Origin of the sequence: Pseudomonas sp. BJa3, from assembly GCF_026343815.1 — a bacterium.
Taxonomy (GTDB): domain Bacteria; phylum Pseudomonadota; class Gammaproteobacteria; order Pseudomonadales; family Pseudomonadaceae; genus Aquipseudomonas; species Aquipseudomonas soli.
Window position 1 is genome coordinate 1 of record NZ_JAOXMC010000031.1, and the last position, 26,928, is coordinate 26,928.

The 26,928-nt window shown below is 64.1% G+C and carries 24 protein-coding genes; 11 read left to right on the top strand and 13 right to left on the bottom strand.

What is annotated here, in order from left to right; translation table 11 throughout:
- Positions 1-191, top strand: a 191-nt coding sequence (locus OH705_RS25725) for a hypothetical protein (RefSeq protein ID WP_267303281.1), incomplete at its 5' end; no start/stop codon positions are given.
- Positions 192-319: 128 nt separating this feature from the next.
- Positions 320-1,195 (top strand): formate/nitrite transporter family protein, encoded by an 876-nt coding sequence (locus tag OH705_RS25730; protein ID WP_110605710.1) that lies wholly within the window; start codon positions 320-322, stop codon positions 1,193-1,195.
- Here the strand turns inward: OH705_RS25730 and OH705_RS25735 are convergent.
- The gene (locus tag OH705_RS25735; RefSeq protein WP_267303282.1) at positions 1,192-2,286 is read right to left on the bottom strand and encodes an MBL fold metallo-hydrolase; all 1,095 of its coding nucleotides are present in this window, start codon (positions 2,284-2,286) and stop codon (positions 1,192-1,194) included. The genes OH705_RS25730 and OH705_RS25735 overlap by 4 nt on opposite strands.
- A gap of 125 nt (positions 2,287-2,411) precedes the next feature.
- Here OH705_RS25735 and OH705_RS25740 point away from each other — a divergent pair, with 125 nt between their 5' ends.
- Positions 2,412-3,488 carry a diguanylate cyclase gene (locus OH705_RS25740; protein WP_267303283.1) on the top strand — a complete coding sequence of 359 codons (1,077 nt, stop codon included), beginning with the start codon at positions 2,412-2,414 and terminating at the stop codon, positions 3,486-3,488.
- A gap of 52 nt (positions 3,489-3,540) precedes the next feature.
- Complete coding sequence (locus tag OH705_RS25745; protein WP_263160327.1) at positions 3,541-6,123, top strand: EAL domain-containing protein; 2,583 nt, start codon at positions 3,541-3,543, stop codon at positions 6,121-6,123.
- 15 nt (positions 6,124-6,138) lie between these two features.
- Here OH705_RS25745 and OH705_RS25750 read toward each other — a convergent pair whose 3' ends face one another.
- The gene (locus tag OH705_RS25750; RefSeq protein WP_023629578.1) at positions 6,139-6,459 is read right to left on the bottom strand and encodes a DUF2025 family protein; all 321 of its coding nucleotides are present in this window, start codon (positions 6,457-6,459) and stop codon (positions 6,139-6,141) included.
- Positions 6,460-6,642: 183 nt separating this feature from the next.
- Here OH705_RS25750 and OH705_RS25755 point away from each other — a divergent pair, with 183 nt between their 5' ends.
- Positions 6,643-7,857, top strand: a complete 1,215-nt coding sequence (locus tag OH705_RS25755) for a GAF domain-containing sensor histidine kinase (RefSeq protein WP_023629579.1) — start codon at positions 6,643-6,645, stop codon at positions 7,855-7,857.
- Here OH705_RS25755 and OH705_RS25760 read toward each other — a convergent pair.
- Positions 7,796-8,713 (bottom strand): LysR family transcriptional regulator, encoded by a 918-nt coding sequence (locus OH705_RS25760; protein ID WP_038706639.1) that lies wholly within the window; start codon positions 8,711-8,713, stop codon positions 7,796-7,798. The two genes, OH705_RS25755 and OH705_RS25760, sit on opposite strands and share 62 nt — an antisense overlap.
- A gap of 114 nt (positions 8,714-8,827) precedes the next feature.
- Here OH705_RS25760 and OH705_RS25765 point away from each other — a divergent pair, with 114 nt between their 5' ends.
- Complete coding sequence (locus OH705_RS25765) at positions 8,828-9,586, top strand: SDR family NAD(P)-dependent oxidoreductase (protein ID WP_038706640.1); 759 nt, start codon at positions 8,828-8,830, stop codon at positions 9,584-9,586.
- Between the two features lie 21 nt (positions 9,587-9,607).
- Here the strand turns inward: OH705_RS25765 and OH705_RS25770 are convergent, their stop codons facing one another.
- Positions 9,608-10,387: a LysR family transcriptional regulator gene (locus OH705_RS25770; protein WP_267303284.1), complete on the bottom strand. Its 780-nt coding sequence runs from the start codon at positions 10,385-10,387 to the stop codon at positions 9,608-9,610.
- A 101-nt stretch (positions 10,388-10,488) separates the two neighbouring features.
- Here OH705_RS25770 and OH705_RS25775 point away from each other — a divergent pair, with 101 nt between their 5' ends.
- Entirely contained in the window at positions 10,489-11,217 is a 729-nt protein-coding gene (locus OH705_RS25775; protein WP_267303285.1) for an SDR family oxidoreductase, read from the top strand.
- A 108-nt stretch (positions 11,218-11,325) separates the two neighbouring features.
- Here the strand turns inward: OH705_RS25775 and OH705_RS25780 are convergent, their stop codons facing one another.
- The 7 genes from OH705_RS25780 to OH705_RS25805 all read right to left on the bottom strand — a co-directional run bounded on the left by OH705_RS25780 (position 11,326) and on the right by OH705_RS25805 (position 16,161).
- Positions 11,326-12,186, bottom strand: a complete 861-nt coding sequence (locus tag OH705_RS25780) for an efflux RND transporter periplasmic adaptor subunit (protein ID WP_267303286.1) — start codon at positions 12,184-12,186, stop codon at positions 11,326-11,328.
- A gap of 11 nt (positions 12,187-12,197) precedes the next feature.
- Entirely contained in the window at positions 12,198-12,404 is a 207-nt protein-coding gene (locus OH705_RS25785; protein WP_023632903.1) for a DUF1656 domain-containing protein, read from the bottom strand.
- Positions 12,391-14,379 carry an FUSC family protein gene (locus tag OH705_RS25790; protein WP_267303287.1) on the bottom strand — a complete coding sequence of 663 codons (1,989 nt, stop codon included), beginning with the start codon at positions 14,377-14,379 and terminating at the stop codon, positions 12,391-12,393. The genes OH705_RS25785 and OH705_RS25790 overlap by 14 nt, the downstream gene beginning before the upstream one ends.
- A 177-nt stretch (positions 14,380-14,556) precedes the next feature.
- Positions 14,557-14,673: a cytochrome c oxidase subunit CcoM gene (gene ccoM, locus OH705_RS29150; protein WP_023629476.1), complete on the bottom strand. Its 117-nt coding sequence runs from the start codon at positions 14,671-14,673 to the stop codon at positions 14,557-14,559.
- Positions 14,674-14,808: 135 nt separating this feature from the next.
- On the bottom strand, positions 14,809-14,970 hold the full coding sequence (locus OH705_RS25795; RefSeq protein WP_094012556.1) for a hypothetical protein: 162 nt from the start codon (positions 14,968-14,970) through the stop codon (positions 14,809-14,811).
- A gap of 59 nt (positions 14,971-15,029) precedes the next feature.
- A complete protein-coding gene (locus tag OH705_RS25800; RefSeq protein WP_023629474.1) occupies positions 15,030-15,356 on the bottom strand; it encodes a hypothetical protein in 327 nt (108 codons plus the stop codon).
- Positions 15,357-15,468: 112 nt separating this feature from the next.
- Positions 15,469-16,161 carry a M949_RS01915 family surface polysaccharide biosynthesis protein gene (locus OH705_RS25805; RefSeq protein WP_023629473.1) on the bottom strand — a complete coding sequence of 231 codons (693 nt, stop codon included), beginning with the start codon at positions 16,159-16,161 and terminating at the stop codon, positions 15,469-15,471.
- A gap of 124 nt (positions 16,162-16,285) precedes the next feature.
- On the opposite strand from OH705_RS25805, the gene rapA reads away from it, so the two are divergent.
- Both rapA and OH705_RS25815 read left to right on the top strand, forming a co-directional pair.
- Positions 16,286-19,132 carry an RNA polymerase-associated protein RapA gene (rapA, locus tag OH705_RS25810; RefSeq protein ID WP_094012557.1) on the top strand — a complete coding sequence of 949 codons (2,847 nt, stop codon included), beginning with the start codon at positions 16,286-16,288 and terminating at the stop codon, positions 19,130-19,132.
- 256 nt (positions 19,133-19,388) lie between these two features.
- Positions 19,389-21,653 (top strand): putative bifunctional diguanylate cyclase/phosphodiesterase, encoded by a 2,265-nt coding sequence (locus OH705_RS25815; protein ID WP_267303288.1) that lies wholly within the window; start codon positions 19,389-19,391, stop codon positions 21,651-21,653.
- Here the strand turns inward: OH705_RS25815 and OH705_RS25820 are convergent.
- Positions 21,553-22,440 (bottom strand): NAD(P)-dependent oxidoreductase, encoded by an 888-nt coding sequence (locus OH705_RS25820; RefSeq protein ID WP_267303289.1) that lies wholly within the window; start codon positions 22,438-22,440, stop codon positions 21,553-21,555. The genes OH705_RS25815 and OH705_RS25820 overlap by 101 nt on opposite strands.
- A gap of 295 nt (positions 22,441-22,735) precedes the next feature.
- Between OH705_RS25820 and OH705_RS25825 the strand changes: the two genes are divergently transcribed.
- A complete protein-coding gene (locus OH705_RS25825) occupies positions 22,736-24,817 on the top strand; it encodes a hypothetical protein (protein WP_376786927.1) in 2,082 nt (693 codons plus the stop codon).
- 160 nt (positions 24,818-24,977) lie between these two features.
- Here OH705_RS25825 and OH705_RS25830 read toward each other — a convergent pair whose 3' ends face one another.
- A complete protein-coding gene (locus OH705_RS25830; protein WP_267303291.1) occupies positions 24,978-25,283 on the bottom strand; it encodes a DUF2288 domain-containing protein in 306 nt (101 codons plus the stop codon).
- 359 nt (positions 25,284-25,642) lie between these two features.
- On the opposite strand from OH705_RS25830, the gene OH705_RS25835 reads away from it, so the two are divergent.
- Positions 25,643-26,758, top strand: a complete 1,116-nt coding sequence (locus OH705_RS25835; RefSeq protein WP_038706647.1) for a branched-chain amino acid ABC transporter substrate-binding protein — start codon at positions 25,643-25,645, stop codon at positions 26,756-26,758.
- Positions 26,759-26,928 lie beyond the last annotated feature (170 nt).

The window sequence follows — 26,928 nt, forward strand, 5'->3', positions numbered from 1 at the left end:
TGATTCAATTTGTTAAAGAGCGTTTGGTTAAGAGCGTTTCGTCTCAACCGAGGCGCGCATTCTACGCTTTCCTCATTTGCTGTCAAGCGTTTATTTTGAAGTTTTTCAGAAGCCGCTTTTTGCAAAACACCTTCTACCTCAACAACTTACCGCTTGCCTCGTGGCGTTCAACGCTGCGAGGAGGCGAATAATACGCGGTTTGATTTCAGAGTCAACACCTTGATCTGAAAAACTTTCGATCACCATCCGACGGCACGTCGGCAACTATTCGCCACGGTTGCCGCTCTGTAGAGAAACACGCAAGCGGAGCGGCTTTGCCATGAGCGATGCACAGAATGAGAAGACCCCGGGGCTATCGGCGGACGAAGAGCAGGAAGTCAGCCACAACCAGCCGCCGCGGGCGGCTGTCTTGCACGAGATCATCCGCTACCAGGGCGACCAGGAACTGGAGCGCACCCTCGCCGCCTTGTGGTGGTCCGCGCTGGCGGCCGGTCTGACCATGGGCCTGTCGTTGATGGCCATGGGGCTGTTCTATGCCCGCCTGCCCGAAGGCGACAGCGCCCAGGTAGTCGCCAGCCTGGGCTACAGCGCAGGCTTCCTGGCGGTGATCCTCGCCCGCCAGCAACTGTTCACCGAGAACACCCTGACCGCCGTGCTCCCGGTGATGACCGCGCCCACCCTGAGCAATCTCGGCCGGCTGCTGCGCCTGTGGAGCGTCGTCCTGCTCGGCAACCTGGCCGGCACGCTGCTGGTGGCCTGGGTGATGCTCGAACTGCCGATCTTCGACAGCAAGACCGACATCGCCTTCCTTGAGGTGGGCCGCAAGGTGATGACCAACGACATCAGCCAGATGTTCGCCAAGGGCATCGTCTCCGGGTGGATGATCGCCACCATGGTCTGGATGATCCCGTCCATGGAGCACGCCAAGATCTGGATCATCCTGGTGATCACCTACCTGATGGCCCTCGGCGACTTCACCCACATTGTCGTGGGCTCGGTGGAAGTGTCGTACCTGGTCTGGGCCGGCGATGAAACCTGGCAAGCGTTCTGGCTCGACTTCGCATTGCCCACCCTGGCGGGCAACATCATCGGCGGCAGCTTCATCTTCGCCCTGATCAGCCACGCCCAGGTACGCAGCGACAGCGGCAAGCCTCCCTCGAAGCTATTGAAGGACGACAAACAGACCAAGGACTAGCGCGCCGCAACCGCCCGTTCGGCTCCCCTGCCCCGCTGCGGCAATGGCCGTGGCCGCCACCAGTTCTGCCCGGGGTGCGGCGAGTCGAGGCTGACCCGCTCGCCCATCTGCGGCGTGCTCAGTTGCACCTGGGCGGTATTGGCCAGGGCCAGGATACGCTCGAAGGGCTCCTGCCAACCGTGGATGGACAGGTCGAAGGTGCCGTTATGAATCGGCAACAGCCAGCGACCTCGCAAGTCCAGGTGCGCCTGCAGGGTCTGTTCCGGCTGCATGTGCACATTGGGCCAGGCAACGTTATAGGCGCCAGTCTCCATCAGGGTCAGATCGAACGGCCCATACTGCTCGCCGACTTCACGGAAACCGTCGAAATAGCCGCTATCGCCACTGAAGAACAGCCGCAGCCCTTCGTCGATCATCACCCAGGACGCCCAGAGTCTGCGGTTGCTGTCGAACAGCCCGCGCCCGGAAAAATGCTGGGCAGGCGTGGCGACGAAGCGCACCCCTTCGACTTCGGTTTCCTGCCACCAGTCCAGTTGTCGCACCTTGGCCGGCGGCACGCCCCACTCGATGAGCAGGTCCCCCACGCCCAACGGTGCTAGGAAATGCTCGGTGCGCGGTGCCAGTTGGCGGATGGCCTGCTCATCCAGATGGTCGTAATGGTCGTGGGAGAGAATCACCGCAGTCAGTGGCGGCAGGTCGCTCAGCGCCAGCGGCGGCGCATGGAAGCGTAACGGCCCGGCCCATTGCACCGGCGAGGCGCGCTCGGCGAACACCGGGTCGGTAATGAAGAAGCGCCCGCGCAACTTGAGCAGCACGGTGGAATGGCCGAGGCGCCACAGGCTGTGATCCGGTGCGTCAGCCACCTGCTGGCGGGTCATCGGCTGGAGGGTCAGCGCCGCATCCGGTCGTGTTTGCGGTGGCTTGCGCAGCAACAGGTACTTGACGCCGATGCGCAGCTTCTTGAGCACGCCATCCTTGGGCAGTTCGACCTGGTTGAGAAAGCGTCCGTCACGCTGCGGTGCCGGCTCGCCAGCGGGGATAGCCATGGGGACCATGAGCAGCAGCACTCCGCAAAAGAGGAAAGCCTTCATATTACTCCACAGGGTCGGATCAACCGTGAAATGGCTTGCAAGGTCATTTTTCGCCGATGAAGGATTGTTCAACAATATTCACATTACTTATGCGATAAACGGCGCTCCACAGAAGAACGATAACCATGATCGACAACCGCAGCGGCAAGGGGCTCTCTTTCGTCAGGCGCATCTACCTGCCGCGCATCATCGGCCTGGGGATCGGCCTGTTCGCCGTGATGGCCGCCATCGCCCCGCTGAACCCACCGACCTGGGCCTGGGCCTTGCTGTTGCTCAATGGCCTGGTCTGGCCACATGTGGCCTACCTGTGGGCCCTGCGCTCGGCCACTCCCTACCAGGCCGAGCAGCGCAACATCCTGCTGGATTCGCTGATGGGCGGTTTCTGGACCGCGGCTATCCACTTCAACCCGCTACCCAGCGTCACCATCCTGTCGATGATGACCATGAACAACGTCGCCGCCGGTGGCAAACGCGTGCTGCTACGCGGCCTGTTTGCGCAGCTGTGCGGCATGCTCCTGGCCACCGCGCTGCTCGGCACCGGCCTGCAGACACAGGCCACGCAGTTGCAGGTCCTCGCCTGCCTGCCGATGCTGACCCTCTACCCCCTGGCCCTGGGCTGGGTGTGCTATCAGCTGGCGATCAAGCTGACCGAACACAAGCGCCGCCTCAGCGCCCTGAGCCGTACCGACAGCCTGACCGGCCTGCTCAACCATGGCTCGTGGAAAGACCTGCTGCTGCTCAAGTTCCAGATCTGCCAGCAGCAAAGGCTGCCGGCGGTCATCGCGCTGATCGACATCGACCACTTCAAGACCATCAACGATACCTACGGCCATGTGGTCGGCGACTGCGTGCTGCGCCAACTCAGCCAGGAGCTCAAGCGCAGCTTGCGCGAAGACGACCTGGCCGGGCGCTATGGCGGCGACGAGTTCTGCGTAATCCTCCCCGGCACCCACGAAGCCCAGGCCTGCCAGGCCATGGAGCGCCTGCGCGAACACGTGGCCGCCTACCGCAACCCGCACTTGCCGGGCTTGCGCATCAGCCTGAGCATCGGCCTGGCCGACTTCCGTCCGGGCCTCGCCTCACCGGAGCACTGGCTGGAACAGGCCGACAAGGCCCTGTATGCCGCCAAGCACCAGGGGCGCGACCAGGTCAATTTCGCTCGCGGCGAGGCCGCCACGCTCAGGCTGGCCTATCCTGACTGAACCTTCGCCCAGGCCTCGGGCGCAAGACAGCAGTTGAAGGAGTCGCCCGTACATGGACAGGAACGTCGACCTTTCATCCTCCAGACCCACCTCGCGCCTGCAGGTGCGCCGCCTGGTGGGCGGTTTCTGCGCGCTGTTCGGGCTCGCCTGCGTGTTCACCCTGGTGGCATTGTTCAACATCGCCACCACGCTGGACCGCCAGGCGCTGCAGCAAAGCACCTTCCAGGCCTCTCAGGCACTGGAACAACGGCTGGTTGCCTCGCGCCAGTTCCTCTCCAGCTACGCAGTCTGGGACGCCGCCTACGCACATCTGGTAGGCAAGGTCGACTGGCAGTGGGCATATGACGAAAAGAACGTCGGTGAGTCGCTGTACAGCGCCAGCGGCTACGAAGGTGTGTTCGTGGTCGAGGATGAGCGCACCACCTACGCCCTGTTCAAGGGCAAACCCACCGACTCGCCGGCTAGCGCCCATATCGACAGCCCCCTGGCGGCAATCATCGACGCGGCGCGCAGGGCAGCACCGGCCCGCGAGCAGGTAACCCACTTCGTACGCTTCAACGGCTGGCCCGCAGTGCTCAGCGCCGCGGCAGTACGCCCGGACAAGGAAGTGACCGAGGCTGATGTAAAACAGGCGCCGGTGATGGTGTTCGTCGACCAGCTGACCGAAACCAAGCTCGCAGTTCTGGGCAAAGGCGCGGGTTTGACCGGCATGCGCCTGGAGAAAAGCACCGTCGCTGAGGCCGGACAACCGCATATCGCCCTCGGCGAAACCGGTTATCACCTGGTATGGAACACGCCGTTGCCGGGCCGTCAACTGCTCCATGCCTTCCTGCCGCCGCTGTTGGCGGTATTCCTGATGCTTGGCCTGGTGCTGCTCTACCTGTTCCGCCACGCCCTGCGCAGTTCCCGGGCAATAGATGAAAGCCTGCTGCGATTGCAGCAGAGCAACCGCGCCCTGGAGGCCAGCGAGCAGCGCTTTCGCGCAGTGGCCGAAGCCGCCTCCGACTGGATCTGGGAAACCGACCGCCATCACCGCCTGACCTACCTGTCGCAGCGCTTCGTCAGCGTCACCGGCTACCGCATCGAGGACTGGCTAGGCCAGCCGCTCAACCAGTTGCTGGCCTGCGACACCACGCCCCTGCTGCCCTGGCTCGACAACGAGGCCGACAGCGACACGCAGCAACTGGCCAACCTGCGTTGCAACTACGATGACGCCACCGGGCAGAACCGTTACTGCCGTGTGTCGGCGCGCTCGATCATCTATGAAGGCAAGCTCGCCGGGTTTCGCGGCACCGCCAGCGACATCACCGACGAGGTTGCCGCCCATGCCCGCATCCAGCACCTGTCGATGCACGACGCCCTGACGGGCCTGGCAAATCGCAACAAACTCTCGCGCCATCTCGAACAAGCCCTGCTGCGCGGCAGCGACTCGCCGCCGCTGACGCTGTTGCTGCTCGACCTGGACAGCTTCAAGCCGATCAACGACTCCCTCGGCCACCCCGCCGGCGATGCGGTGTTGCAGGAAGTGGCCAGCCGCCTGCGCGATACTACCCGCGACGATGACCTGGTTGCCCGCCTGGGTGGCGATGAGTTCGTCCTGGCCCTGCATGGCCTGGACAACCGCAGCGAGATCGACCGCTTCTGCGCACGCCTGCTCGACCTGCTGCAACAACCCATCGGTTTCGAGGAGCACCAGTTGCACATCGGCGCCAGCATCGGCATCGCCCAGACCCGGGCACAGGGCTACGATGCCGGCGAACTGATCCGTTGCGCCGACATTGCCCTGTACCAGGCCAAGGCCGACGGCAAGAACACCTGGCGCTACTTCTCGCCGGAAATGAACCAGCAGATCCAGTACCGCCGCCAGCTGGAAAACGACCTGCGCCGGGCGATCAAGCAGCACGAGTTCGTGCTGCACTACCAGCCACGCTACCGCCTGGACGATCTGCGCATTGTTTCGGTGGAAGCTCTTTTGCGCTGGGAGCATCCCCAGGAAGGGCTTATCGGGCCAGACACCTTCATTCCCTTGGCCGAACAGAGCGACCTGATCGTCCCGCTGGGCCGCTGGGTGCTCGAAGAAGCCTGCCGCAATGCCCGTGACTGGCCCGAAGAGCTGCTGGTCTCGGTCAACCTGTCGCCCGCGCAGTTCTCCCGTAGCGATGTGGTCGCCGATGTGCGCCAGGTGTTGTTGGACACCGGATTCCCCGCCCAGCGCCTGGAGCTGGAAATCACCGAGAACGTGATGCTCAACGACATCGAAGGCGCCCTGGGCACCATGCTCGCGCTCAAGGAACTGGGCGTGCGCCTGAACATGGACGACTTCGGCACCGGCTACTCGTCACTGGGCTACCTGCGCACCTACCCCTTCGACAGCATCAAGATAGACAAGCGCTTCATCGCCGGATTGAGCAGCCAGAGCGGCAACGACCGGGCCGTGGTCCAGGCGATCATCAACCTCGGCAAGGCCATGGGGCTGACCGTGACCGCCGAGGGCGTGGAGACCGAGCAGCAATTGAAGGCGCTGGACAAGGAGCAGTGCCATGAGGTGCAGGGCTACTACTTGAGCAGGCCGGTGGACCGGGCCGCGTTCGAGGCGCTGCTGGCTAACCGGGAAGTTCGCCAGGATGCGTCCTGAATGCACTGCCCAGGCTCAACGCAGGTTGCGCTCAGCGACAATCTCGGGCAAATCGGTACGGTTGAGGTAGATGCGCAACGGCTCGCCGATATTTAACCTGTCATCCACATGCTGTTCCAGCAGCAACGCCAGGCGCTCTCGGCACAGCGCCATGCGTGCATCGGCCTCGGGCCGCCAGACGAACTCGCTGCAGGGCGTGATGCTGTCGTCGGCCACGTCCATGCCGAACGCGTCCTCTGAAAACCGCACGATATGGGTGCCGCGTTTGCCGTGAAAGCCGACGAAGCCCTTGAGCTGGTCGGCGGCGATGCAGATGTCCTGGGATGTGATGGCCATGGCGTAACCTCGCAAAGAATTCGGAAGTGACGCACGCAGAGGGGGCGGTCGCCTCTGGCGGGCAACGCGCAAGTGCCAGCCTAACCCAAGTGCCAGACCGTTCGCCAAGGTTTTTCACCCATCGCGCCAAGGCCCGCTAGACTGGATTTTCGAGCCCCTTCGTCGTTATCGGATCCGCCCCTCATGACCCAGGCCGTCACCGCCGACATCGCCATCATTGGTCGCATCAACGCCGTGCCGGCCATCCTCCAGGTCATCTGCGAGACCACGGGCCTGCGCTTTGCCGCCGTGGCCCGGGTGACCGAAAGCAGCTGGACGGCCTGCGCGGTGCTCGACACCCTGGGATTCGGCCTCGAAGTAGGCGGCGAACTCGAGGTCGCCTCCACGCTGTGCCACGAAATCCGCAGTACACGCCAGACCATCATCATCGACAAGGCCAGCGAGGATGAGCAGTACTGCCGCCACCACGCCCCGCACCAGTATCGCTTCGAAAGCTACATTTCAGTTCCGGTGCTACGTACCGACGGCAGCTTCTTCGGTACCATCTGTGCCCTGGACGCCCAGCCAACGCAACTCAAAGGCACGGCAATCCAGCCAATGATGGAATCGTTCGCCCGCCTGCTGGCCATCCAGATCGAAAGCGAGGAAAGCGCCCAGCGCACTGAGCGTGCCCTGCACAAAGAGCGCGCCATGGCCGAGGTCCGTGAGCAGTTCATTGCGGTACTCGGACACGACCTGCGCAACCCGCTGTTCGCCATCACTGCCGGTGCCGAATTGCTCAGCCAACGGCTGGTGGACGACAAACAACGTGCTATCGCCCTGCATATCCGTACCTGCGGCCGGCGAGCCACCGAACTCGTGCGCGATATGCTGGACTTTGCCCGCGGCCGCCTCGGTGCGGGGATCCCTTTGAACTTGCAGCCTTGCCACGATCTGCCCGAAGCCCTCGGCCATGTGGCCTCCGAACTGCAGCGTGTGCACCCGCGACGGCGCATCATCCTTGACATTGGCCAAGTTGGAGGACTGTTGTGTGACCGCGAACGGATCACGCAACTGTTGTCCAACCTGATAGCCAATGCCCTGCTTCATGGCGATCCACAGGGCCCGGTCACCGTGCGTGCGACCCTCAGCGATAATACGTTCGACCTTAGCGTGCACAACCAGGGCACGCCGATAGACCCACAAACCCTACCCCTGCTGTTCGAGCCCTTCACCCGACCGATCTCCGGCGCGCCCCAGGCAGGCCTGGGGCTGGGCCTGTACATCGCCAAGCAGATCGCCCTGGCCCACGGCGGTCACATGGAGGTGACGTCCAGTGCCGAGGCGGGCACGCTGTTCAGTGTTCACCTGCCGGCGGATCGACCTGCGACTCCAGCAGCACCGAGAGCCAGTTCATGAACGCCTGGACCCGGCGCGGCACATGGCGCTGCCGCGCATACAACAGCGAAACCGGCATGGCCCGCGCCTGCCAGGGCTCGAGCAGCGACACCAGTTCACCGTCACGCAGATGCTCGTCGACGCCTACCGCCGGCACCTGAATCAGACCGAGCCCAGCAAGACAGGCAGCGGAATAGGCCTCTGCATTGTTCACCGTGACCACGCCGGCCATGGCCTGGAAGCGCAGTTCGCCGCCCTGCTCGTATTCGAATCCGGCACTGCGCGCGCCGAGGTTGCGCACGTAGTGGACCAATCTATGATCGGCCAGGTCCTCCAGGCTGCGGGGTAGGCCATGCCGCTCTAGATAGGCGGGGCTGGCGCAGTTGCGCATGCTCAGCCGCCCAACCGGGCGCGCTACCACATCCAGGTCGCTGAGCATGCCGATGCGCATCACGCAGTCAAAACCTTCGCGCAGCAGGTCGACCTGGCGGTCGGTGCAACTGATCTCCACGTCCAGGCGCGGGAAACGCTCGAGAAACCGCGGCAGCGCCGGCACGATGACCCGTCGCGCCATCATGGTAGGCAGGTCGATCCGCAGACGCCCGGCCAGCTCGGCGTCGTCGGCGCTGAACAGGCTTTCAATCTCATCCATGCCCGACAACAGGTCCTTGCTGCGCTCGTACAGCAAGGCGCCGTCCTGGGTCGTGCGCACCCGGCGCGTGGTGCGGTTGAGCAGGCGCGTGCCGAGCAGGTTTTCCAGCGCCCGCACCTGTTCGGAGACAGTCGAGCGCGGCAGCCCCAGGCTTTCGCCGGCCAGGGTGAAACTGCTCAGTTCGCTGACCCTGACAAAGGTACGCAGCAGATCCAGCTTGTTCATACCCATCCTCATTGTCCGATTTATACGAACAGTATTTCCGGAATCCGTGGATTTAACAGCCTATCCACGATCAATAACCTGTCCGCAACAGCCAGCCATAACGAGGTATCCGACATGACTCGCAAGATCGCACTGATCACCGGCGCCAGCCGCGGCCTGGGCAAGAACACCGCCGAACACCTGGCCGCCCGTGGCATCGACATCATCGGCACCTACCACAGCAAGGCCGACGAAGCCCGCGCCGTGGCGGCCACGCTGGAGCAGGCCGGCGTGCGCGCCGCCATGCTGCCACTGGACGTCAGCGACAGCGTCAGCTTCGCAGGTTTCGTCGAACGCCTGGGCGACACCCTCGAACAGCAGTTCGGCCGCCGTCAGCTGGACTTCCTGGTGAACAACGCCGGCATCGGCCTGAACGTGCCATTCAGCGAGACCAGCGAGGCGCAGTTCGACCAGTTGCTGAACATCCAGCTCAAAGGCCCGTTCTTCCTTACCCAGCGCCTGCTGCCGCTGCTGGCCGACGGCGGGCGCATCGTCAACATCTCCACCGGCCTGACCCGCTTCGCCCTGCCCGGCTATGCCGCCTATGCGGCCATGAAGGGCGCCATGGAAGTACTGACCCGCTACCAGGCCAAGGAACTGGGCGCGCGCGGCATCCGGGTGAACATTCTCGCGCCGGGCGCCATCGAGACCGATTTCGGCGGGGGCGTGGTGCGTGACAATCAGCAGGTCAATGACTACATCGCTGGCAACACCGCGCTGGGCCGGGTCGGCCTGCCCGACGATATCGGCGCGGCCATCGCCCTGTTGCTGGAAGATGGCAATGGCTGGATCAGCGGGCAGCGGCTGGAGGTGTCGGGGGGCATGTTCCTCTGAGGCGCACGCTGCGCAATGCGCTCAAGCTCTGTTCAAGGCCTGGTGCAGCGCGGCGACGGCAGGGAGTGACAAAGCCTCATGGGTGATGCACAAGCCGATCCGGCGCCGCAGTGCCAGGCCGCTGCCGGGCCGCCAGTAGACCCCGGGACAGCGCTCGGCCAGGGACTGCGGCAACCATGCCGCGCCCAGCCCGGCGGCGACCATGGCCAGCGCCAGTTGCAACGAACCGGCCTGGCCAACCTGCTCGCCTTCGCCGTACAACCCCATCAGGCGCTGGTGCGAAGGATGCTGCGGACAGGTGATCCAGCGCCCGTCCGGCTGGCTGCCGGTCGCCATCACCAGCACAAAGGCCTCCTCCCACAACGGCAGGAACAGTTCGTCCTCGCAGCGCTGGGCCTCATCGGCCAGCCGCGCATCCCCGTCGCAGCCTTCGAGCAAGGTCAATTGCAGGCCCGCCACCGCCTGGTTGGCCAGGCGCACGCAAGCCTCGACCTGGGCCGGCGCGATGTCCGCCTCGATGCCCAGGGCCAAAGGCATCCGCTTCTGCCCCTGGCGAAAGCGCAGGCGCAGCGCATCGGCCTCGGCCACCATGCGACAGGCCTGGGGATACAGCTCACGCGCCTGCTCGCTGACTTCGACCCCACGGGCCTGACGCAGGAACAGCTCGGCGCCCAGGTCATCCTCCAGCTGGCGGATAGTCACCGACAAGGTCGGCTGCGCCACGCACAGGCGCTGGGCGGCTACAGTGATGTTGCGCGCTTCGAATACCGCGATAAAAGCCTTGAGATGCCGGATATCCATAGATAGAACCGATGCCAGCCAGAGAAATAAGCCGTTTTTCATGGCCGAAAGGGTTATCTAGAATCCTGGCCATCGAAAGTGATTATGCCTGGGAGGCAACCATGAACAAACCCCTGATCATTATCACAGGCGCCAGCTCTGGCATCGGCGCCGCCACCGCCCAACGCTTTTCCGCCGCGGGCCATCCGCTGTTGCTGATCGCCCGCCGCCTGGATCGCCTGGAGGCGCTGGCGTTGCCCGACTGCCTGTGCCGCGCCGTGGATATCCGCGACCGCGCGGCGCTGGTGGCCGCCGTGGCCGAGGCCGAAGCCGTGTACGGGCCGGCCGATGCCCTGGTGAACAATGCCGGGGTGATGCTGCTGGGGCAGATGCACGAACAGGACCCGGAACAATGGGAGCGCATGTTCGACATAAACGTCAAAGGCCTGCTCAACGGCGTGCACGCGCTGGTCGGCGGGATGGTCGAGCGGCGCCATGGCACCCTGATCAATGTCAGCTCGGTGGCCGGACGCAAGACCTTCCCCAACCATGTGGCCTACGTAGGCAGCAAGTTCGCCGTGCACGGGTTGTCGGAGAACCTGCGCGAGGAGTTGGCGCCGCACAATGTGCGGGTGGTGACCATCGCGCCGGGCGCAGTGGAGACCGAGCTGCTCGGGCATACCACCGACGAGGGCATCAAGCGCGACTACGAAGCGTGGAAGGCCAATGACATGGGCGGCGTGGTGCTGTCGGCGGAGGATGTCGCCGGGGCGATCATCTGGGCCTACCAGCAGCCGCAGCAAGTGTGCATTCGCGAGATCGTGCTGGCGGCGACTGCCCAGCAGCCTTGAGGCTGAGTACCGGGGGCGCCATGCGCCCCGTTCGCCGGCGAGCCGGCTCCCACACCGACCGCACCGGGTTCAAGTCATGCGCAATCCAGTGGGCGCTGGCCTGCGCCTTCAAGGCGCTTCATGCACCTGCACGCTCGCAGTCATGCCGGCGCTCAGGGTCACGCCCTCGGGCACCTGGTCCAGGCGGATGCGCACGGGAATGCGCTGCGCCAGCCGCACCCAGTTGAACGTTGGCTCCACCTCGGGCAGCAACTGCCCATCCGGCGTCGAGTTGCGGTCGGTGATCCCTCGGCTGATGCTTTCCACCTGCCCTTGCATCGCATCGCCGGCACCCATGAGCCAGACCTTGACCGGGTCACCGACGCGAATCCGCGGCAGCTTGGTTTCTTCGAAATACGCCTGGATATAGAAAGTGGCATCGTCCACCAGCGCCATCACCGATTGCCCGGTGTTGACGAAATTGCCCTCGGCCAGGCGTAGATTGGTGATATGCCCGCCGCGCGGGGCTCGGACTTCGCTGCGGGCCAGGTTGATCTTTGCCACTTGTAACTGGGCCTCGGCCTCGTGCAGTTCGCCGCGGGCGACAGCGGCGTTGATCTGGGCGTTCTCACGCAACTCGGCACTGATCGCCTCAGGGCCCAGGGCTGTGCGCCGGGCGGCCTCGCGCTCGCGCAGGCGCAACTGCTGGGTACGCGTCTCGACCACGGCGGTGGCCTGCTCGAAGGCGGCCTGGAAGCGTTCGCGGTCGATGCTCATCAGCAGCTCGCCGGCCTTCACCTGCTGGTTGTCATGCACCTTCAACGCGCTGACCCAGCCAGACACGTCTGGGGCGATCACTACCACGTCGGCACGCACCCGGGCATCCCGGGTCCAGGGCGTGAGCATGTAGTACTGCCACAATTGATAGCCGGCAAAAACAGCGACGATCACCACACACAAGGTGACCAGGGTACGTACGACTGTACGCATGGACTTACTCCTTACAAAGGGCCTGACAGGCGCACCACCCCATACAGCACACAGACGAACAGCGCCGCGTCGAACAACGCCTCGTGCCAGATCCAGCGCCCCAGGGGGGTGGCCTGCACGACGAAGCGCAACAGCCCGGTGAGCACCAGCGCCAGCAACACATAGATCAAAAACGGGCTGAGCAGCACGCCGCCCACTGCCCACTCACGCAACTCCATGGGCTTCCTCCTGCCAGCGGCACCACTTGCCCCAGCTCTTGCGCAATTGCAGCACCGCGCCGATGGCCAGGCGCAGCGGGTCACTGGGCGGCCGGCGGCGCAGGGCCTCGATGAACTCTTCACTGGCGGCGTCCAGGCGCTGGCCCCGCCCCGGCGCCGGGCCGCTGGCGAGTACCGCCTGCAACTGCTGCAGGTACTGGCGCTCGGCATTGCCCAGCGGTGCCTTGGCCACGGCCAGGCACATGCGCAGGTGCACCAGTTCGTCACCGATATCCAGACCGTGCAGGCCATCGTCCCAGCGCTTGCGCTCGGCTTCGGGCAGCTCACTGGCATGCCGCGCCAGTTGCATCAGGCGGTCGGCCATGCGCCCACCGAACCAGCTGTCGGCGCCGCGCAGGTCGCGCCGGGTCAGGCGCACCAGGTCGCCTTGCGTGGCCGCGCGCAGGCGCCGGCCAAGCCAGGCCGGGTGGCGCAGCACCAGCAAGCGGAACGCCATTACCGCGGCGCCCACGCCCAGCAGCATGGCCTGGGCGCTGTTGAGCATGGTCGCCACATCGAAATGCATGGCATTGAGCGGCGCCACCAAAACGATGAAGTGCAGGCAATAGGAAGTGGCAGTCGCCCCGGTACGCGGATGGGCCATGCCCAGTGCGCCGAAGAACAGCGGCACGCCCATGCCCAGGCAGAGCATGGCGAAGCTGCTCCATTGCGGCAGCAGGATCTGCCCCACCAGGAACGCCACCGGGATGGCCAGGAGGATACCGCGCAGGAAACTCAGGCCGATCTGCGCGCCGTTCTCGCGGCTGGCGAACAGGCTGCAGACCACACAGGTGAGCACCAGGCCGCCTGGCGCCGATGGCCAGGCCGTGGCCAGCCAGAAACTGCTCATGGCCAGGAAGGCCAGGGCGCTGCGCGAACCGAACAGCAGGGCAAGGGACAGGTCGCGATGAGTTGCCAGGCTCTGTGTCGCCTTTCTTGGCGCCCGCCCCTGCTCGACGTCGTCGAGGGCCTGGGTGCAAGCCATCGTGTAGTCCAGCAGCAAGCTCAGGCGCGCCAGGCAGTAATGCTCGGCGGGGCTGATCCGCTCGTCGTGGGCGGCGTCCCAGACACGCTGGCGCAACAGCAGCAAGCTGGGCTGGTCGGGGCTGGCCAGGTGAGCGCGCACCTCTTCCAGCCATGGCGCCAGATGCCTGGCTTCGCCCTCTTCAAGCTGGCGCCACTGTCTGCGCACCGAGCGTGAGATGCGCAAAAGCACCATCAGTGACTGGCTCAGGCCGCTGATCGCCCGGGCGCGTTGGCGGCCGCGGCTGCCTTCGAACCAGGCGTGTTCGCGCTGGGCATCAATGGCGACGATGCGCCCGAGGCTGTCTAGCAGGCCGCTGCGTGCCTCGTCTTCGCCCCCAAGCATGGCGCTGGCCGCCTGCAGGCCGTTGTGCCAAGCCTGGCGAGCCTGGCCGGCCAGTTGCTGCTCCACGCGCATTGGCCAGAGCAGCGCGCTGGTTAGGGTGGCGCAGACGATGCCCAGGCAGATCTCGGTGCAGCGCGCCACGGCCTGGTCGAATACCTGCAGCGGATGGTCGATCGCCGGGAGGGCGATGATCGCCACGGTGTAGCCGGCCAGCACGAACGCGTAGGCCCAGGCGCTGCGCAGTTGGGTCGAGGCAGCGGTGCACAGGGCCAGCCACAAGGCCAGGGTCAGCAGGAACAGCCACGGGGTCTGGGCAAACAGGCCGATGAACACCACCGACATGCAGGTGCCGACCAGGGTGCCGGCCAACCGCGCCAAGCCCTTCTGCACCACCATCCCCGACAACGGCTGGGCGACGATGAAGGCGGTCATCAGCGCCCACGCCGGTTGCTCCAGGCCCCAGCGCATCGCCAGCCACAACGCCAGGCCGCCACCGAGCAAGGTCTTGATGGCGAACTTGAGGGCGAGGCTGCTGGGGGCAAACAGGGCCTGGAAGGTGATGGGCACGAAACGGACCTTGGGCGCGCAGGGGATAATAGGAAGAAAGATAGACAACGAAAGAGAGGATAAAGCGCAAACGATTAATTAGCTAGCTAATCATCTAGATGGACAGATTTTCGCAGGCAAAAAAATGGGCGACCGAAGTCGCCCTAAATGCCTTGCGTGCTCGTGTATCGGGAAGGATCAGCGCTGGTTGCGCTTTTTCGAGTCCTTCCAGATGAAAATGCCCAGACCGGCGAAGAAGGCCAACATCAACCCGACTGTTACCACCCCGGCGATAACCACGTTGTCGAAGAACATGTCGGCTCCTCCCTTGATGTGCCGTCATCCGATGGGTGCAAGGTAACCAATGCGAGGAGGGGGAAAATTGACCGGAGTCAATGGCGCCCGGAGCCGGGCGCGGAAGGCGGGTGCAGGGTTGACCTGCATCAAGTTTCAGCGCTTCTTCGGTTTGCCCTTGGGCTTTTTCTTCTTGGCCTGGCTCAGCGGCATGGCCTGCTCGAAGGCCTGGCGCATGTCGTCCAGGCGCTTGTCATTGAGGTCGTGAATGCGTTTGGCGCGTTCGGCGCCGAAATCGATCAGGTTGTCTTGGCTCATGGCGGGCTCGACGGACAGCAGAGGCCTCAATAATGAAGGCTTGCCAGGGCGCTGACTAGTCAGACTTCGATATCCACCAGCAACCCCTGGCGCGTGCGCTCGCCCATCGGCGCCACCGGCACGGTGTTGTCGGCGTTGAGTTCCTCGCCCGGCAGCGCCTCGTAACGATCACCTTCAGCCTGCTTGCGCCTTTTTTGCTGGCGGCGTTGCTCGTCACGCAGCAGCAAGGCCTGCTCTTCGGGATCACGATGATTCTTCAGGTCGATCGTGCCATCGCTGGAGGTCGGCTGCGTGGGCACCACCGGCGCAATGGTCGGCGGCGGCTTGACCGGGTCGTGTTGCGAGGTCACGGGGGCGGCACTGAGCGGGATGATAGGCGGCAGCATGGGAGGTCTCCTGTAGCCTTGTTGTCGGCTGGTGGTACGCCGCCTTGAATGCCTGCGGTCGAAGGTGTGCGGCGTGTCACAACGCCGCATTGCGCTGGAGTATAGCGCGGGCCTACTCGGCGTCTTCGTCCGGGTCGTCGGGTGGAGGGCTCGCCTCGCTCCATGGCCGCTTGTAAACCTGCTGCCAGACCGCATCCATATGTTCGCGCACACCTGGCGGGGCATTCTTCAACGATGCGCTGTCTTCGCGCTCGCCGCCGAACGGGTCCTCACCGGGCGGGCTGATCAGCGACTGACCGGTGATGGTGTAGATCGCCTGGCCTTCACGCATCTCGATGGCGATGTCGTGGGGGTCGATACCGCCACCGCAGAAGGCATGGCTGGCCACTGTCACTTCGGCGACACCGTCCTTGTTCAGGTCGCCGACATCACTGACATCGGTATAGAAGTCGACGTCCAGGTCCAGGCCGGCGCAGGTGGTCTCCTGCTCGATCTGCCAGCGCGGCTTGAAGACATCGGCACTGGCGGCACGGCCATACAGGGTGGCCTTGAGCACCACCTTGTCGACTTCCTCCTCGGTATCGGGGTCGGTGGCCTGGCCGTCGACCCGGCTCAGCACCAGCAGGCCCTCGCCCTCGCGGTCATGGAAGTGCACGCTCTTGATCGGCGTCTGCACACCGAGCACTTCCAGTTGTTCGACCGGGATTGGCGGCAGGATCTCGAAGCTTTTCTGTTCGCAGGCGGCCAGCAGCGCCAGGCTGCCCAGGCCCAAGGTGACGTTCAACCAGCGGTGCTTGGCAAACATGTTGGCGCATGGCCCTCGTGACGGGTGTTCGTCGATGAACACGCTAGACTCACTGAGATTCTTTGGTCTGGCGCAGCCGATCCGGTAACATGGCCAGCTTTTTCATCGCGGGAGTTTTGGCAGTATGGCGCAGCAGTATCAACCGGGGCAACGCTGGATCAGCGACAGCGAGGCCGAGCTCGGTCTTGGGACCATCCTGGCGCAGGATGGCCGCCTGTTGACCGTGCTCTACCCGGCCACGGGCGACACCCGCCAGTACTCGCTACGCAATGCGCCGCTGACCCGCGTGCGTTTCTCGCCAGGCGACCTGATCACCCATTTCGAAGGCTGGAAGCTCACCGTGCAGGAGGTCGAGGACATCGACGGCCTGATGGTCTATCACGGCATCGACCCGCAGAACCAGCCGCGCACACTGCCCGAGACGCAGCTGTCCAACTTCATTCAGTTCCGCCTGGCCAGCGACCGCCTGTTCGCCGGGCAGATCGACCCGCTGTCGTGGTTCTCCCTGCGCTACAACACCCTGCAGCACACCAGCAAGCAGATGCTCTCCACGCTGTGGGGCCTGGGTGGCGTGCGCGCCCAACCTATCGCCCACCAGTTGCACATCGCCCGTGAAGTGGCCGACCGCATCGCTCCCCGCGTACTGCTGGCAGACGAAGTGGGCCTGGGCAAGACCATCGAGGCCGGCCTGGTCATCCACCGCCAGCTGCTGTCCGGTCGCGCCAGTCGCGTACTGATCCTGGTACCGGAAAACCTCCAGCACCAGTGGCTGGTGGAAATGCGCCGGCGCTTCAACCTGCAGGTTGCGCTGTTCGACGCCGAGCGCTTCATCGAAAGCGACGCCAGCAACCCGTTCGAGGATGCCCAGCTGGCGCTGGTGGCGCTGGAGTGGCTGGTCGAGGACGAAAAGGCCCAGGACGCGCTGTTCGCCGCCGGCTGGGACCTGATGGTGGTCGATGAGGCCCACCACCTGGTCTGGCACGAAGAGCAGGCCAGCCCCGAATACTCGCTGGTCGAGCAGCTGGCCCAGGTGATTCCCGGCGTGCTGCTGCTCACCGCCACGCCTGAACAGCTCGGCCAGGACAGCCACTTCGCCCGCCTGCGCCTGCTCGACCCCAACCGCTTCCACGACCTGGCCGCCTTCCGCGCCGAAAGCGAGCACTATCGCCCGGTGGCCGAAGCCGTACAGGAGCTGCTCGACGAAGGCCGTCTGTCGCCGAACGCTCACGCCACCATTCAGGGCTTCCTCGGCGCCGAAGGCGAAGCACTGCTGGCCGCAGTCAGCGATGGCGACAGCCAGGCCAGCGCGCGCCTGATCCGCGAACTGCTCGACCGCCACGGTACCGGCCGCGTGCTGTTCCGCAACACCCGTGCGGCGATCCAGGGCTTCCCCGAGCGCCAACTGCACCCCTACCCGCTGGCCAACCCCGAGGCCTACGCCGACCTGCCTTCGGGCGAGCGCGCCGAGCTGTACCCGGAAGTGGCCTTCCAGGCCCAGGGCGAAGCCGGCGACGACGAGCGCTGGTGGCGTTTCGACCCTCGGGTCGACTGGCTGATCGACACCCTGAAGATGCTCAAGCGCACCAAGGTCCTGGTGATCTGCGCCCACGCCGAGACCGCCATGGACCTGGAAGACGCCCTGCGCGTGCGCTCCGGCATCCCGGCCTCGGTGTTCCATGAAGGCATGAGCATCCTCGAGCGCGACCGCGCCGCCGCCTACTTCGCCGACGAAGAGTTCGGCGCCCAGGTGCTGGTGTGTTCCGAGATCGGCAGCGAAGGCCGCAACTTCCAGTTCGCCCATCACCTGGTGATGTTCGACCTGCCGGCCCACCCGGACCTGCTCGAGCAACGCATCGGCCGCCTCGACCGGATCGGCCAGAAGCACACGATCCAACTGCACATCCCGTACCTGCAGGACAGCCCGCAAGAGCGCCTGTTCCAGTGGTACCACGAAGGCCTCAACGCCTTCCTCAACACCTGCCCGACCGGCAACGCCCTGCAACATCAGTTCGGCCCGCGCCTGCTGCAACAGCTGGCCGGTGGCGACGACAAAGGCTGGACCCAGCTGGTCGGCGAGGCCCGCGCCGAACGCGAGCGCCTGGAGGCCGAGCTGCACACCGGTCGTGACCGCCTGCTGGAGCTCAACTCCGGTGGCGCAGGCGAAGGCCAGGCGCTGGTCGAGGCAATCCTTGAGCAGGACGACCAGTTCGCCCTGCCGATCTACATGGAAACCCTGTTCGACGCCTTCGGTATCGACAGCGAGGACCACTCGGAAAACGCCCTGATCCTCAAGCCAAGCGAGAAGATGCTCGACGCCAGCTTCCCGCTGGGTGACGACGAAGGCGTGACCATCACTTACGACCGCGGCCAGGCGCTGTCGCGCGAGGACATGCAGTTCCTCACCTGGGAGCACCCGATGGTCCAGGGTGGCATGGACCTGGTGTTGTCCGGCTCGATGGGCAACACCGCCGTGGCGCTGATCAAGAACAAGGCGCTCAAGCCCGGTACCGTGCTGCTCGAACTGCTCTATGTCAGCGAAGTGGTGGCACCGCGCAGCCTGCAGCTGGGGCGCTACCTGCCGCCGGCCGCGCTGCGCTGCCTGCTCGACACCAACGGCAACGACCTGGGTCCGCGGGTGGCCTTCGAAACCCTCAACGACCAGCTTGAAAGCGTGCCCAAGGCCAGCGCCAACAAGTTCATCCAGGCCCAGCGCGACGTGCTGGCCAAACGCATCGCCGCGGGCGAGGCCAAGGTCCTGCCAACCCACGACGAGCGCGTGGCCCAGGCCCGCCAACGCCTCGCCGCCGAAGCCGACGAGGAGCTGGCGCGCCTGACTGCGTTGAAGGCCGTCAACCCGAGCGTGCGCGACAGCGAGATCGACGCCCTGCGCAAGCAGCGAGAAGAGGGCCTGGCGGCGCTGGAAAAAGCGGCACTGCGCCTCGAGGCAATCCGGGTGCTCGTCGCCGGTTGATCCCATGGCGGTCATCGCGGGGCAAGCCCGCTCCCACAATTCCGGCCCGGAATTGCAGGGAGCAGGCTTGCCCCGCTCTCGTTACGGCCTGCAAACCATTCATTTAGACCATCTGGCTATTGCCTCCATATCCAAATGGTAGAAATCAAATTGCCATTAATCAGGAAGGCTTAGGTACCCGTTCCTATACTCCAGCAGGAACAGTCTCCATCCGTGCTTTTTGGGGACGAGTGAAGACTCGACGAAGAGGCCTGCAATGGAGTGGCTGGGACTGCAATTGTTCGCCGAGCTGCCGGCGACCGGACAGATCATCCTCGACTGCCGACACAACCCCTTCCTGGTGCTGCTTGCCTTCATCGTGGCCAGCGCCGCCTGTTTCGCCACCCTGGACATGAGCGAACGCCAGAGCCAATGCGAAGACCGCTTCGCCCGCCGCCAATGGCGTGTGCTCGGTGCCTGCTGCCTGGCCGGGGGCATCTGGGCCATGCATTTCATCAGCATGCTGGCCTTCCAGGCGCCCCTGGAAATCCACTTCGACGCCCCGCTGACCGGCCTGTCACTGCTGGTGGCGCTGCTGGCTGCCTGGCTGGCGATGAACAGCCTCAACCGCAGCCAGATGCGCCTGCGCCACTACCTGCAGACCGCGCTGTTCATCGGCCTGGGCATCAGTGTCATGCACTACACCGGCATGGCCGCCCTGCAGACCAGCGCCCAGCAGTACTACCAGACCGGCCTGCTCCTCGCCTCTATCGGCATCGCCGTGCTCACCAGCCTGGTGGCGCTGCTGATGGCGCGCTATTTCAACAAGGGCAGCGGCACCTTGCACCTGCTGCTCAAGTACGGCGCCAGCCTGTTGATGGCCGCAGGTATCGTCCTGACCCATTTCACTGGCATGGCGGCGATGACCCTGGTGATCCCCAGCGAGACCGCGCTGCGCCTGCCTTCGGCCGACAACAGCCTGCAACTGGCGCTGACCATCGCCGTCATCACGCTGCTGATCAGCGCTGGCAGCATCAGCGCGGCGTTGGCCGACAAGAAGCTGCAGAGCAAGGAGCACGACCTGCGCCGGGTCAACGTACTGCTCAGCCAGCTCGACCAGGCCCGTGCCTCGCTGCAGCAGGCCGCCCACTACGATGCCCTGACCAACCTGGTCAACCGTCGCGGCTTCAACCAGGTATTCGCCGAGCGCCTGGCCGAGCAGGCCGCCAATGAGGGCATGCTCGCGGTGATGTTCCTCGACATCGACCACTTCAAGCGGATCAACGACAGCCTCGGGCATGCCGCTGGCGACGAGCTTCTCAAGGTCATCGCCGACCATATCAAGGCGGCCACCCGCGGCCAGGACCTGGTGGCCCGCTTCGGTGGCGACGAGTTCTGCATCGTCACCAGCCTCAACAGCCGCGACGAGGCGCGGCACCTGGCACAGCGCATCATGCAGCGCATGAAGGAGCCGATCGACCTGGCGGGCCGGCGCATGGTGATGACCACCAGCATCGGCATCAGCATCTTCCCCGACGACGGCCAGAGCACCGAGGAACTGCTGAAGAACGCCGACCTGGCGCTGTACCAGTCCAAAGGCTGCGGGCGCAACAGCCTGAACTTCTTCAACAACGGCCTGAAGACTCGCGCCACCCTCGAGCTGCAACTGGAAGAAGAACTGCGCGTGGCGTTGTTCGAAGAGCGCGGCCTGTGCGTGCACTACCAGCCGATCTTCGACCTGCGCAGCGGCCAGGTGGCCAAGCTCGAGGCCCTGGTGCGCTGGCAACACCCACAACATGGCCTGCTCAGCCCCGACCGTTTCATCTGTATTGCCGAAGCCAACGGCCTGATCGCCGAACTGGACCTGTGGGTACTGCGCCGGGCCTGTGAGGACCTGGCCCAGCTCAACCGCCATGGCTATGGCGATCTCAAGGTCACGGTGAACTGCTCGGCCCTCACCCTGGGCCGCGAGGAGCTCGCCACCGAGGTGGAAATGGCCTTGTTCCAGGCCGGCCTCGCGCCCCGCCAGCTGGAGCTGGAGGTCACCGAAAACGCCCTGATGGGCGACATCCACCACACCATCAGCCTGCTCAAGCACATCCGTGCCCAGGGCGTGGCGCTGTCGATCGATGATTTCGGCACCGGCTATTCATCGCTGGCGTACCTCAAGCGCCTGCCGCTGGACGTGCTGAAGATCGACCGCTCGTTCATCCAGGACGTGCCCGGCAGCCAGAAAGACCGCGAGATCGTCCAGGCGATCATCATCATGGCCCATACCCTGCACCTGAAAGTGGTCACCGAAGGCGTCGAGACTGTCGAGCAGCACGAATTCCTCGCCAGCCACGGCTGCGACTACCTGCAAGGCTACCTGCTCAGCCGCCCGGTGCCGCTGGCCGAGCTGCGGCCGATCCTCGAACGGCTAGACCGCCAGCCGGGCGAGCTCAGTCCTTGCTGCGATACAGCGCTACCAGGGTCGCCGGATCTTTTTGCAGATAACCCTGGCTACCGTGCAGGCGCATCAGTTGCGCGGCGAGGCCACTGAGCGGCGTCGCCGAGCCCTGCTCGCGGGAGAATTTCACTGCGGTGTCGAGATCCTTGAGCAAGGTGCGCACGTGCCACTTGACCGGCTCGAAGCGGCTTTCGGCCATTTGCGGGGCGAGGATCTGCAAGGGTTTCGAGTCGGCAAACCCGCCGGCCAGCGCCTCGGCGATCAGCCGTGCATCGACCCCTGACTGTTCAGCCAACGCCACCACTTCGGCGATCACTAACGCATTGCAAGCCACGATCATCTGGTTGCACGCCTTGGTCACCTGGCCGGCTCCCACCGCGCCCATGTGCGTCACCCGTTGGCCCAGGGTTTGCAGCACCGGGCGCGCTCGCTGCAGGTCGCTCGCCTCGCCCCCGACCATGATTGCCAGGGTGCCTGCCTCGGCCCCCGGCGTGCCGCCGGACACTGGAGCATCAAGCCAGGCCATGCCGCACAAAGCCGCCAGTTCCGCCGCCATCTCCCGAGTGGCGGTCGGCTCGAGGCTGGAGAAGTCCACCAGCAGTTGGCCACTGCGCCCGCCCCGGGCGATGCCCTGCTCACCGAACACCACCTCGCGCACCACCGCCGTGTCGGCGAGGCACAGCAGCACCATGTCCGCCGCCTGGCACAGCTCGGCAGGGCTGCCGGCCAGCTGGGCGCCGGCGGCAACCAGCTCGGCGCATTTATCCGGGCTGCGGTTCCACACGGTCAGCGGATAGCCCGCGGCCAGCAGCCGACGGCACATCGGCAGGCCCATCAGACCGATCCCGGCAAACCCCAACGAAGGCAACGCAGTACTCATGAGCAACTCCAGATTAAAGAAGCGTGACAAACGGACGATGCAATGCGGGTGAGAAAGGAAAAACCTTAGTCCGACTAAGGAAACCCCCTATCGCACAAGAAAAAGACGCACTGATAAAGTCGCGAAATTTCTCCGTGATGGCTAGATGACATGCATCACCGGGAAGCCAACCACTCCAGGCAAATGGCGCACTATGACCTCTACGAACACTTCTGCCAATGCGGCTCCCGAGCCCTCCCTCAGCACCCACTCGCTGACCGCCGGCGGTGCTCGAGACCTGCCCGCGGCGCGCAGCATGCCGGCGCAACAGTACCTGTACTTCACCGAGCAGGACATCCAGCGCATCCTCGACAACCTCGACGGCCTGCGCGACCTGGTGTTCCCGCCCAATCTGCATGTCGAGGACGAGGACCAGCTGCGCCTGGAGCAGCAGTTCCCGTCGGTGTGCCTGATCGGCCTGGGTCGTTGCGGCTCGAACATCGCCCTGGATGTGGCGGAGCTGGTGTACAACGCGCGCACCTTCTTCCTCAATGAGTACAACAACGAAGACCGTTTCAAGGGCGACGCGGGCTACAGCCCGGCACGCTGGATCCGCCAAAACCTGCGCCTGGTGCAGAACAAGGCCGCCAAACCAGTGTTCCTGGTAGAGCCGCTGGTGATGCTGGGCGACCTGGACAAGGACATCGCCGGGCGCATTCGCTTCTCGCGCAAGGGCGAGCGCGGCGGTTTTTTGCGCGACTACAGCAAGATGAAAATCATGGACCTGTCCGAGGTGCATGCCGGCGGCGCCGGCAACGCGCCGATCCTCGGCCAGTACCTGGCCAAGATCATCCTCAACAAGGACACCCAGCGTTTCTCCAGCGCCGACTGGAAGCTGATCCACTCGTACCTGATCGACTCCTGCGGCATCAAGGCCAACCAGTCGCGCCTGTACTTCTACATCTTCAGCGCCGGCGGCGGTACCGGCTCGGGCATGGCCTCGGAATTCGGCCTGGCCCAGCAGTATTCGTATATGAACAAGACCTTCGATACCAAGCCGGCCGACGAGAACGACGGCAAGAGCGGGCATTCGTTTGTGTTCGAGCCGATCTTCACCAGCGGTATCTGCGTGCTGCCCAATGCCTCCGATCACCGCAGCGAAATGTCCGAGGCGCTCCATATCAACGCCGGGCGCCTGCTGTGCAAATACCTGTCGGAGGAATGGGACTTCTCGTACAACTTCGACAATGAAGACAGCAGCGAGGCCAGCGTCATGGGCCGCATCCGCCCGTGGAACGCGATGATGCTGATCTCCAACGACATCATGCGCTACGCCGAGGAGAGCGACGACGGCACGATCCAGAACATCGACGTCAACGCCATGGAGAAGCACGCCAACCAGTACATCTCCCAGCAGATCTTCAACATCCTCACGGCGCAGGCGGTGACCACCGACTACGACCAGAACTACTTCCGCCGCGCCGGCATCGATATCGGCGAGACCATCCGCCTGGACGCCAACGACCTGTTCATGAGCCTGGCCGGCCCCGTGGCGATCGCCTATGCCGAGTCGGTGGTGCCGGAAGTGCCGCCGGCAGGGTCGGACAAGTTCAAGGTGTTCGAGCGTGAACAGCCGCGCCTGGACATCGACGACCTGTTCTTCCGCTCCATCGACCTGCCGCACTTCAACAAGCAGACCCAGGCCATCGAAGGCATCAGCCTGCTGCCGATCGAGTCGCGCCGCTACCGCGCCGCGCTGGAGCAATACCAGGCCTCGGGCTACGACGCCGCGGCGCTGCACGACCTGCACTTCTTCAAGAACTGTTCGTCGGTGGTGTCGATCGTCTCACTGCCCAAGGACTATAAGCTGTCGTACATGGACCTGAACCGGCTCAAGACCCACCTCAACAGCCTGTTCCCCAACACCACGCTCAAGCGCTATGCGCTGGTGATCGGCGCCTCGGCCAACCTGTCGCTGACCACCCTGATCGCCAAGAGCCCGTGCCTGTCGGACGATTTCCTCACGCTGATCGTGGCGTTCATCAAGCGTTGCTTCGCGCGCAACCCGTACCGCTTCGACGACACCATGGACAATGCGATCCTCGACTTCATCACCAGCGAGCACTTCGATGAGGACAGCATCGACGACCTGCTCAACGAGTTCGAGAACCCGGCGAAGATCCTCGACACCAACTGGTACGCGATCAAGCCGATGTACGAGAAGAAGTACCGCGAACTGATCAACGACAAGAGCCGCTTCGTCTCGATCAATGATATCCGCCTGTCGCGCGAGTGCGTGAAGAAGGCGGTGAAGTACCTGCGCGAGATCTTCCGCCACCGCATCGGCAAGACCCGGGTGATTTCGCTGAACAGCCATACCGGGCGTGTGGACTACTGATTCAGTTGGGGCCGCAAAGCGGCCCTATTTACGCATCCCGTAAACTGTTACCGCCCCGCCGAACTACCCCGCCACTGTTACCAACTTCCACCTTACGTGAGCGTCAACGCGCACCATTGCGGAGCGTTTGCGCGTTTTCACGCACTAAAAAAGCCCGCGCTTATTCCGCTTTCTTCGTCTGGATCACGATGAACGGCGAAACCACCACCGCCCAGATCTCTGGATCGCGGGTTTGCAGGTCGAGCGCCTGCTCGGCGGAGACCGGCCCGACAGTGCCATCATTGCGCCACTTGGCGAAGATCTCGCCGTGATTCTCGGCCATCGCCTCGGCAACAGCGATCAGGTCGAGGCTGGGGTCGACCCAAATCAGGTCACCCTTGGCCCAGAAACGCTCCAGGGCTTTCCACTCGATGACGGCGGTCTCGCCGAGCAGTTTGGCATAGAGGGTGCTTACTTGATCAGTCATGGGTTTACCTGCGCAAAGATCGGCCAACAAAAAGGCCGGCATTTTTGCAGAAAAACCCGGTTTCAAATACGTAATTTGGTCGATCAGGCCCGAACTTGTGGGGGCGGGCCGGGAATACAGGCAAAGTGATGGCGCTTTTCTGTATCTTTATGTCGATCAAGCGACACCCCTTGAGACAGACGCTTTTCGCCCGCTTTTCAAGCGCTCGGACAGCGCTCTACACTGTACCGGTACAGTTCCGGGACATGTTCCGGGGGAAGGTGGGCTTACGGCATTGGCGTAGCCAGGCCGCAAATCCCGCCCGGTCTGTAGCCCTGGCCTCAGGACTATAAGAATTACAACAGAATGAGTGGAGCACTATGATCAAGATTTCCAAGCTGTTTGCCGCGATGGTTCTGGCCGGAGTCGCCAGCCATTCGTTTGCCGCCGACACCATCAAGATCGGCATCGCCGGTCCCAAGACCGGGCCGGTGACCCAGTACGGCGACATGCAGTTCGTTGGCGCCAAACAGGCAATCAAGGACATCAACGCCAAGGGCGGCGTCGATGGCAAGATGCTCGAAGCCAAGGAATACGACGACGCGTGCGACCCTAAACAGGCCGTGGCCGTCGCCAACAAAGTGGTCAACGATGGCGTCAAGTACGTGATCGGCCACCTGTGCTCCAGCTCCACCCAGCCTGCGTCCGACATCTACGAAGACGAAGGCGTGATCATGATCACCCCAGCCGCCACCTCCCCGGAAATCACCGCCCGTGGCTACAAGCTGATCTTCCGCACCATCGGCCTGGACAGCGCCCAGGGCCCGGCCGCCGGCAACTACATCGCCGACCACGTCAAGCCGAAGGTCGTTGCGGTGCTGCACGACAAGCAGCAGTACGGCGAAGGCATCGCCACCGCGGTCAAGACCACCCTGGAAGGCAAAGGCACCAAGGTCGCCGTCTTCGAAGGCCTGAACGCCGGTGACAAGGACTTCTCCTCGATCATCCAGAAACTCAAGCAGAACAACGTCGACTTCGTCTACTACGGCGGCTACCACCCGGAGCTGGGCCTGATCCTGCGCCAGGCACAAGAGAAAGGCCTGAAAGCCAAGTTCATGGGCCCGGAAGGCGTGGGTAACGACTCCATCTCGCAGATCGCCCAGGGCGCTTCCGAAGGCCTGCTGGTGACCCTGCCCAAGTCGTTCGACGCAGCACCTGAGAACAAGGCCATCGTCGACGCCATCAAGGCCGACGGCAAGGACCCAAGCGGTCCGTTCGTGTTCCCGGCCTACTCGGCTGTCGAACTGATCGCCCAGGGCATCAAGGCTGCCGGCTCCGAAGACACCGACAAGGTGGCCGCCGCCATTCACAAAGGCACCTTCAAGACCCCGACCGGCGACCTGTCGTATGACGACAAGGGCGACCTGAAAGACTTCAAGTTCGTGGTCTACGAATGGCACTTCGGCAAGCCGAAGACCGAAGTCTCCCCTCAGTAACTGCGTGACTAATAGCTGACCGAGAAGCCCACTGTGCGAGCAGTGGGCTTTGTTTTACGAGGTTCATGAGCCTGATTCCCGTGATCCGGGAGCCGGTTCACCTGAAAATCTTAAAACCGTCACCCGCGGTTTCCTGGCCGTGCCCGCAAAAAGATCACGTGGCGAAGACC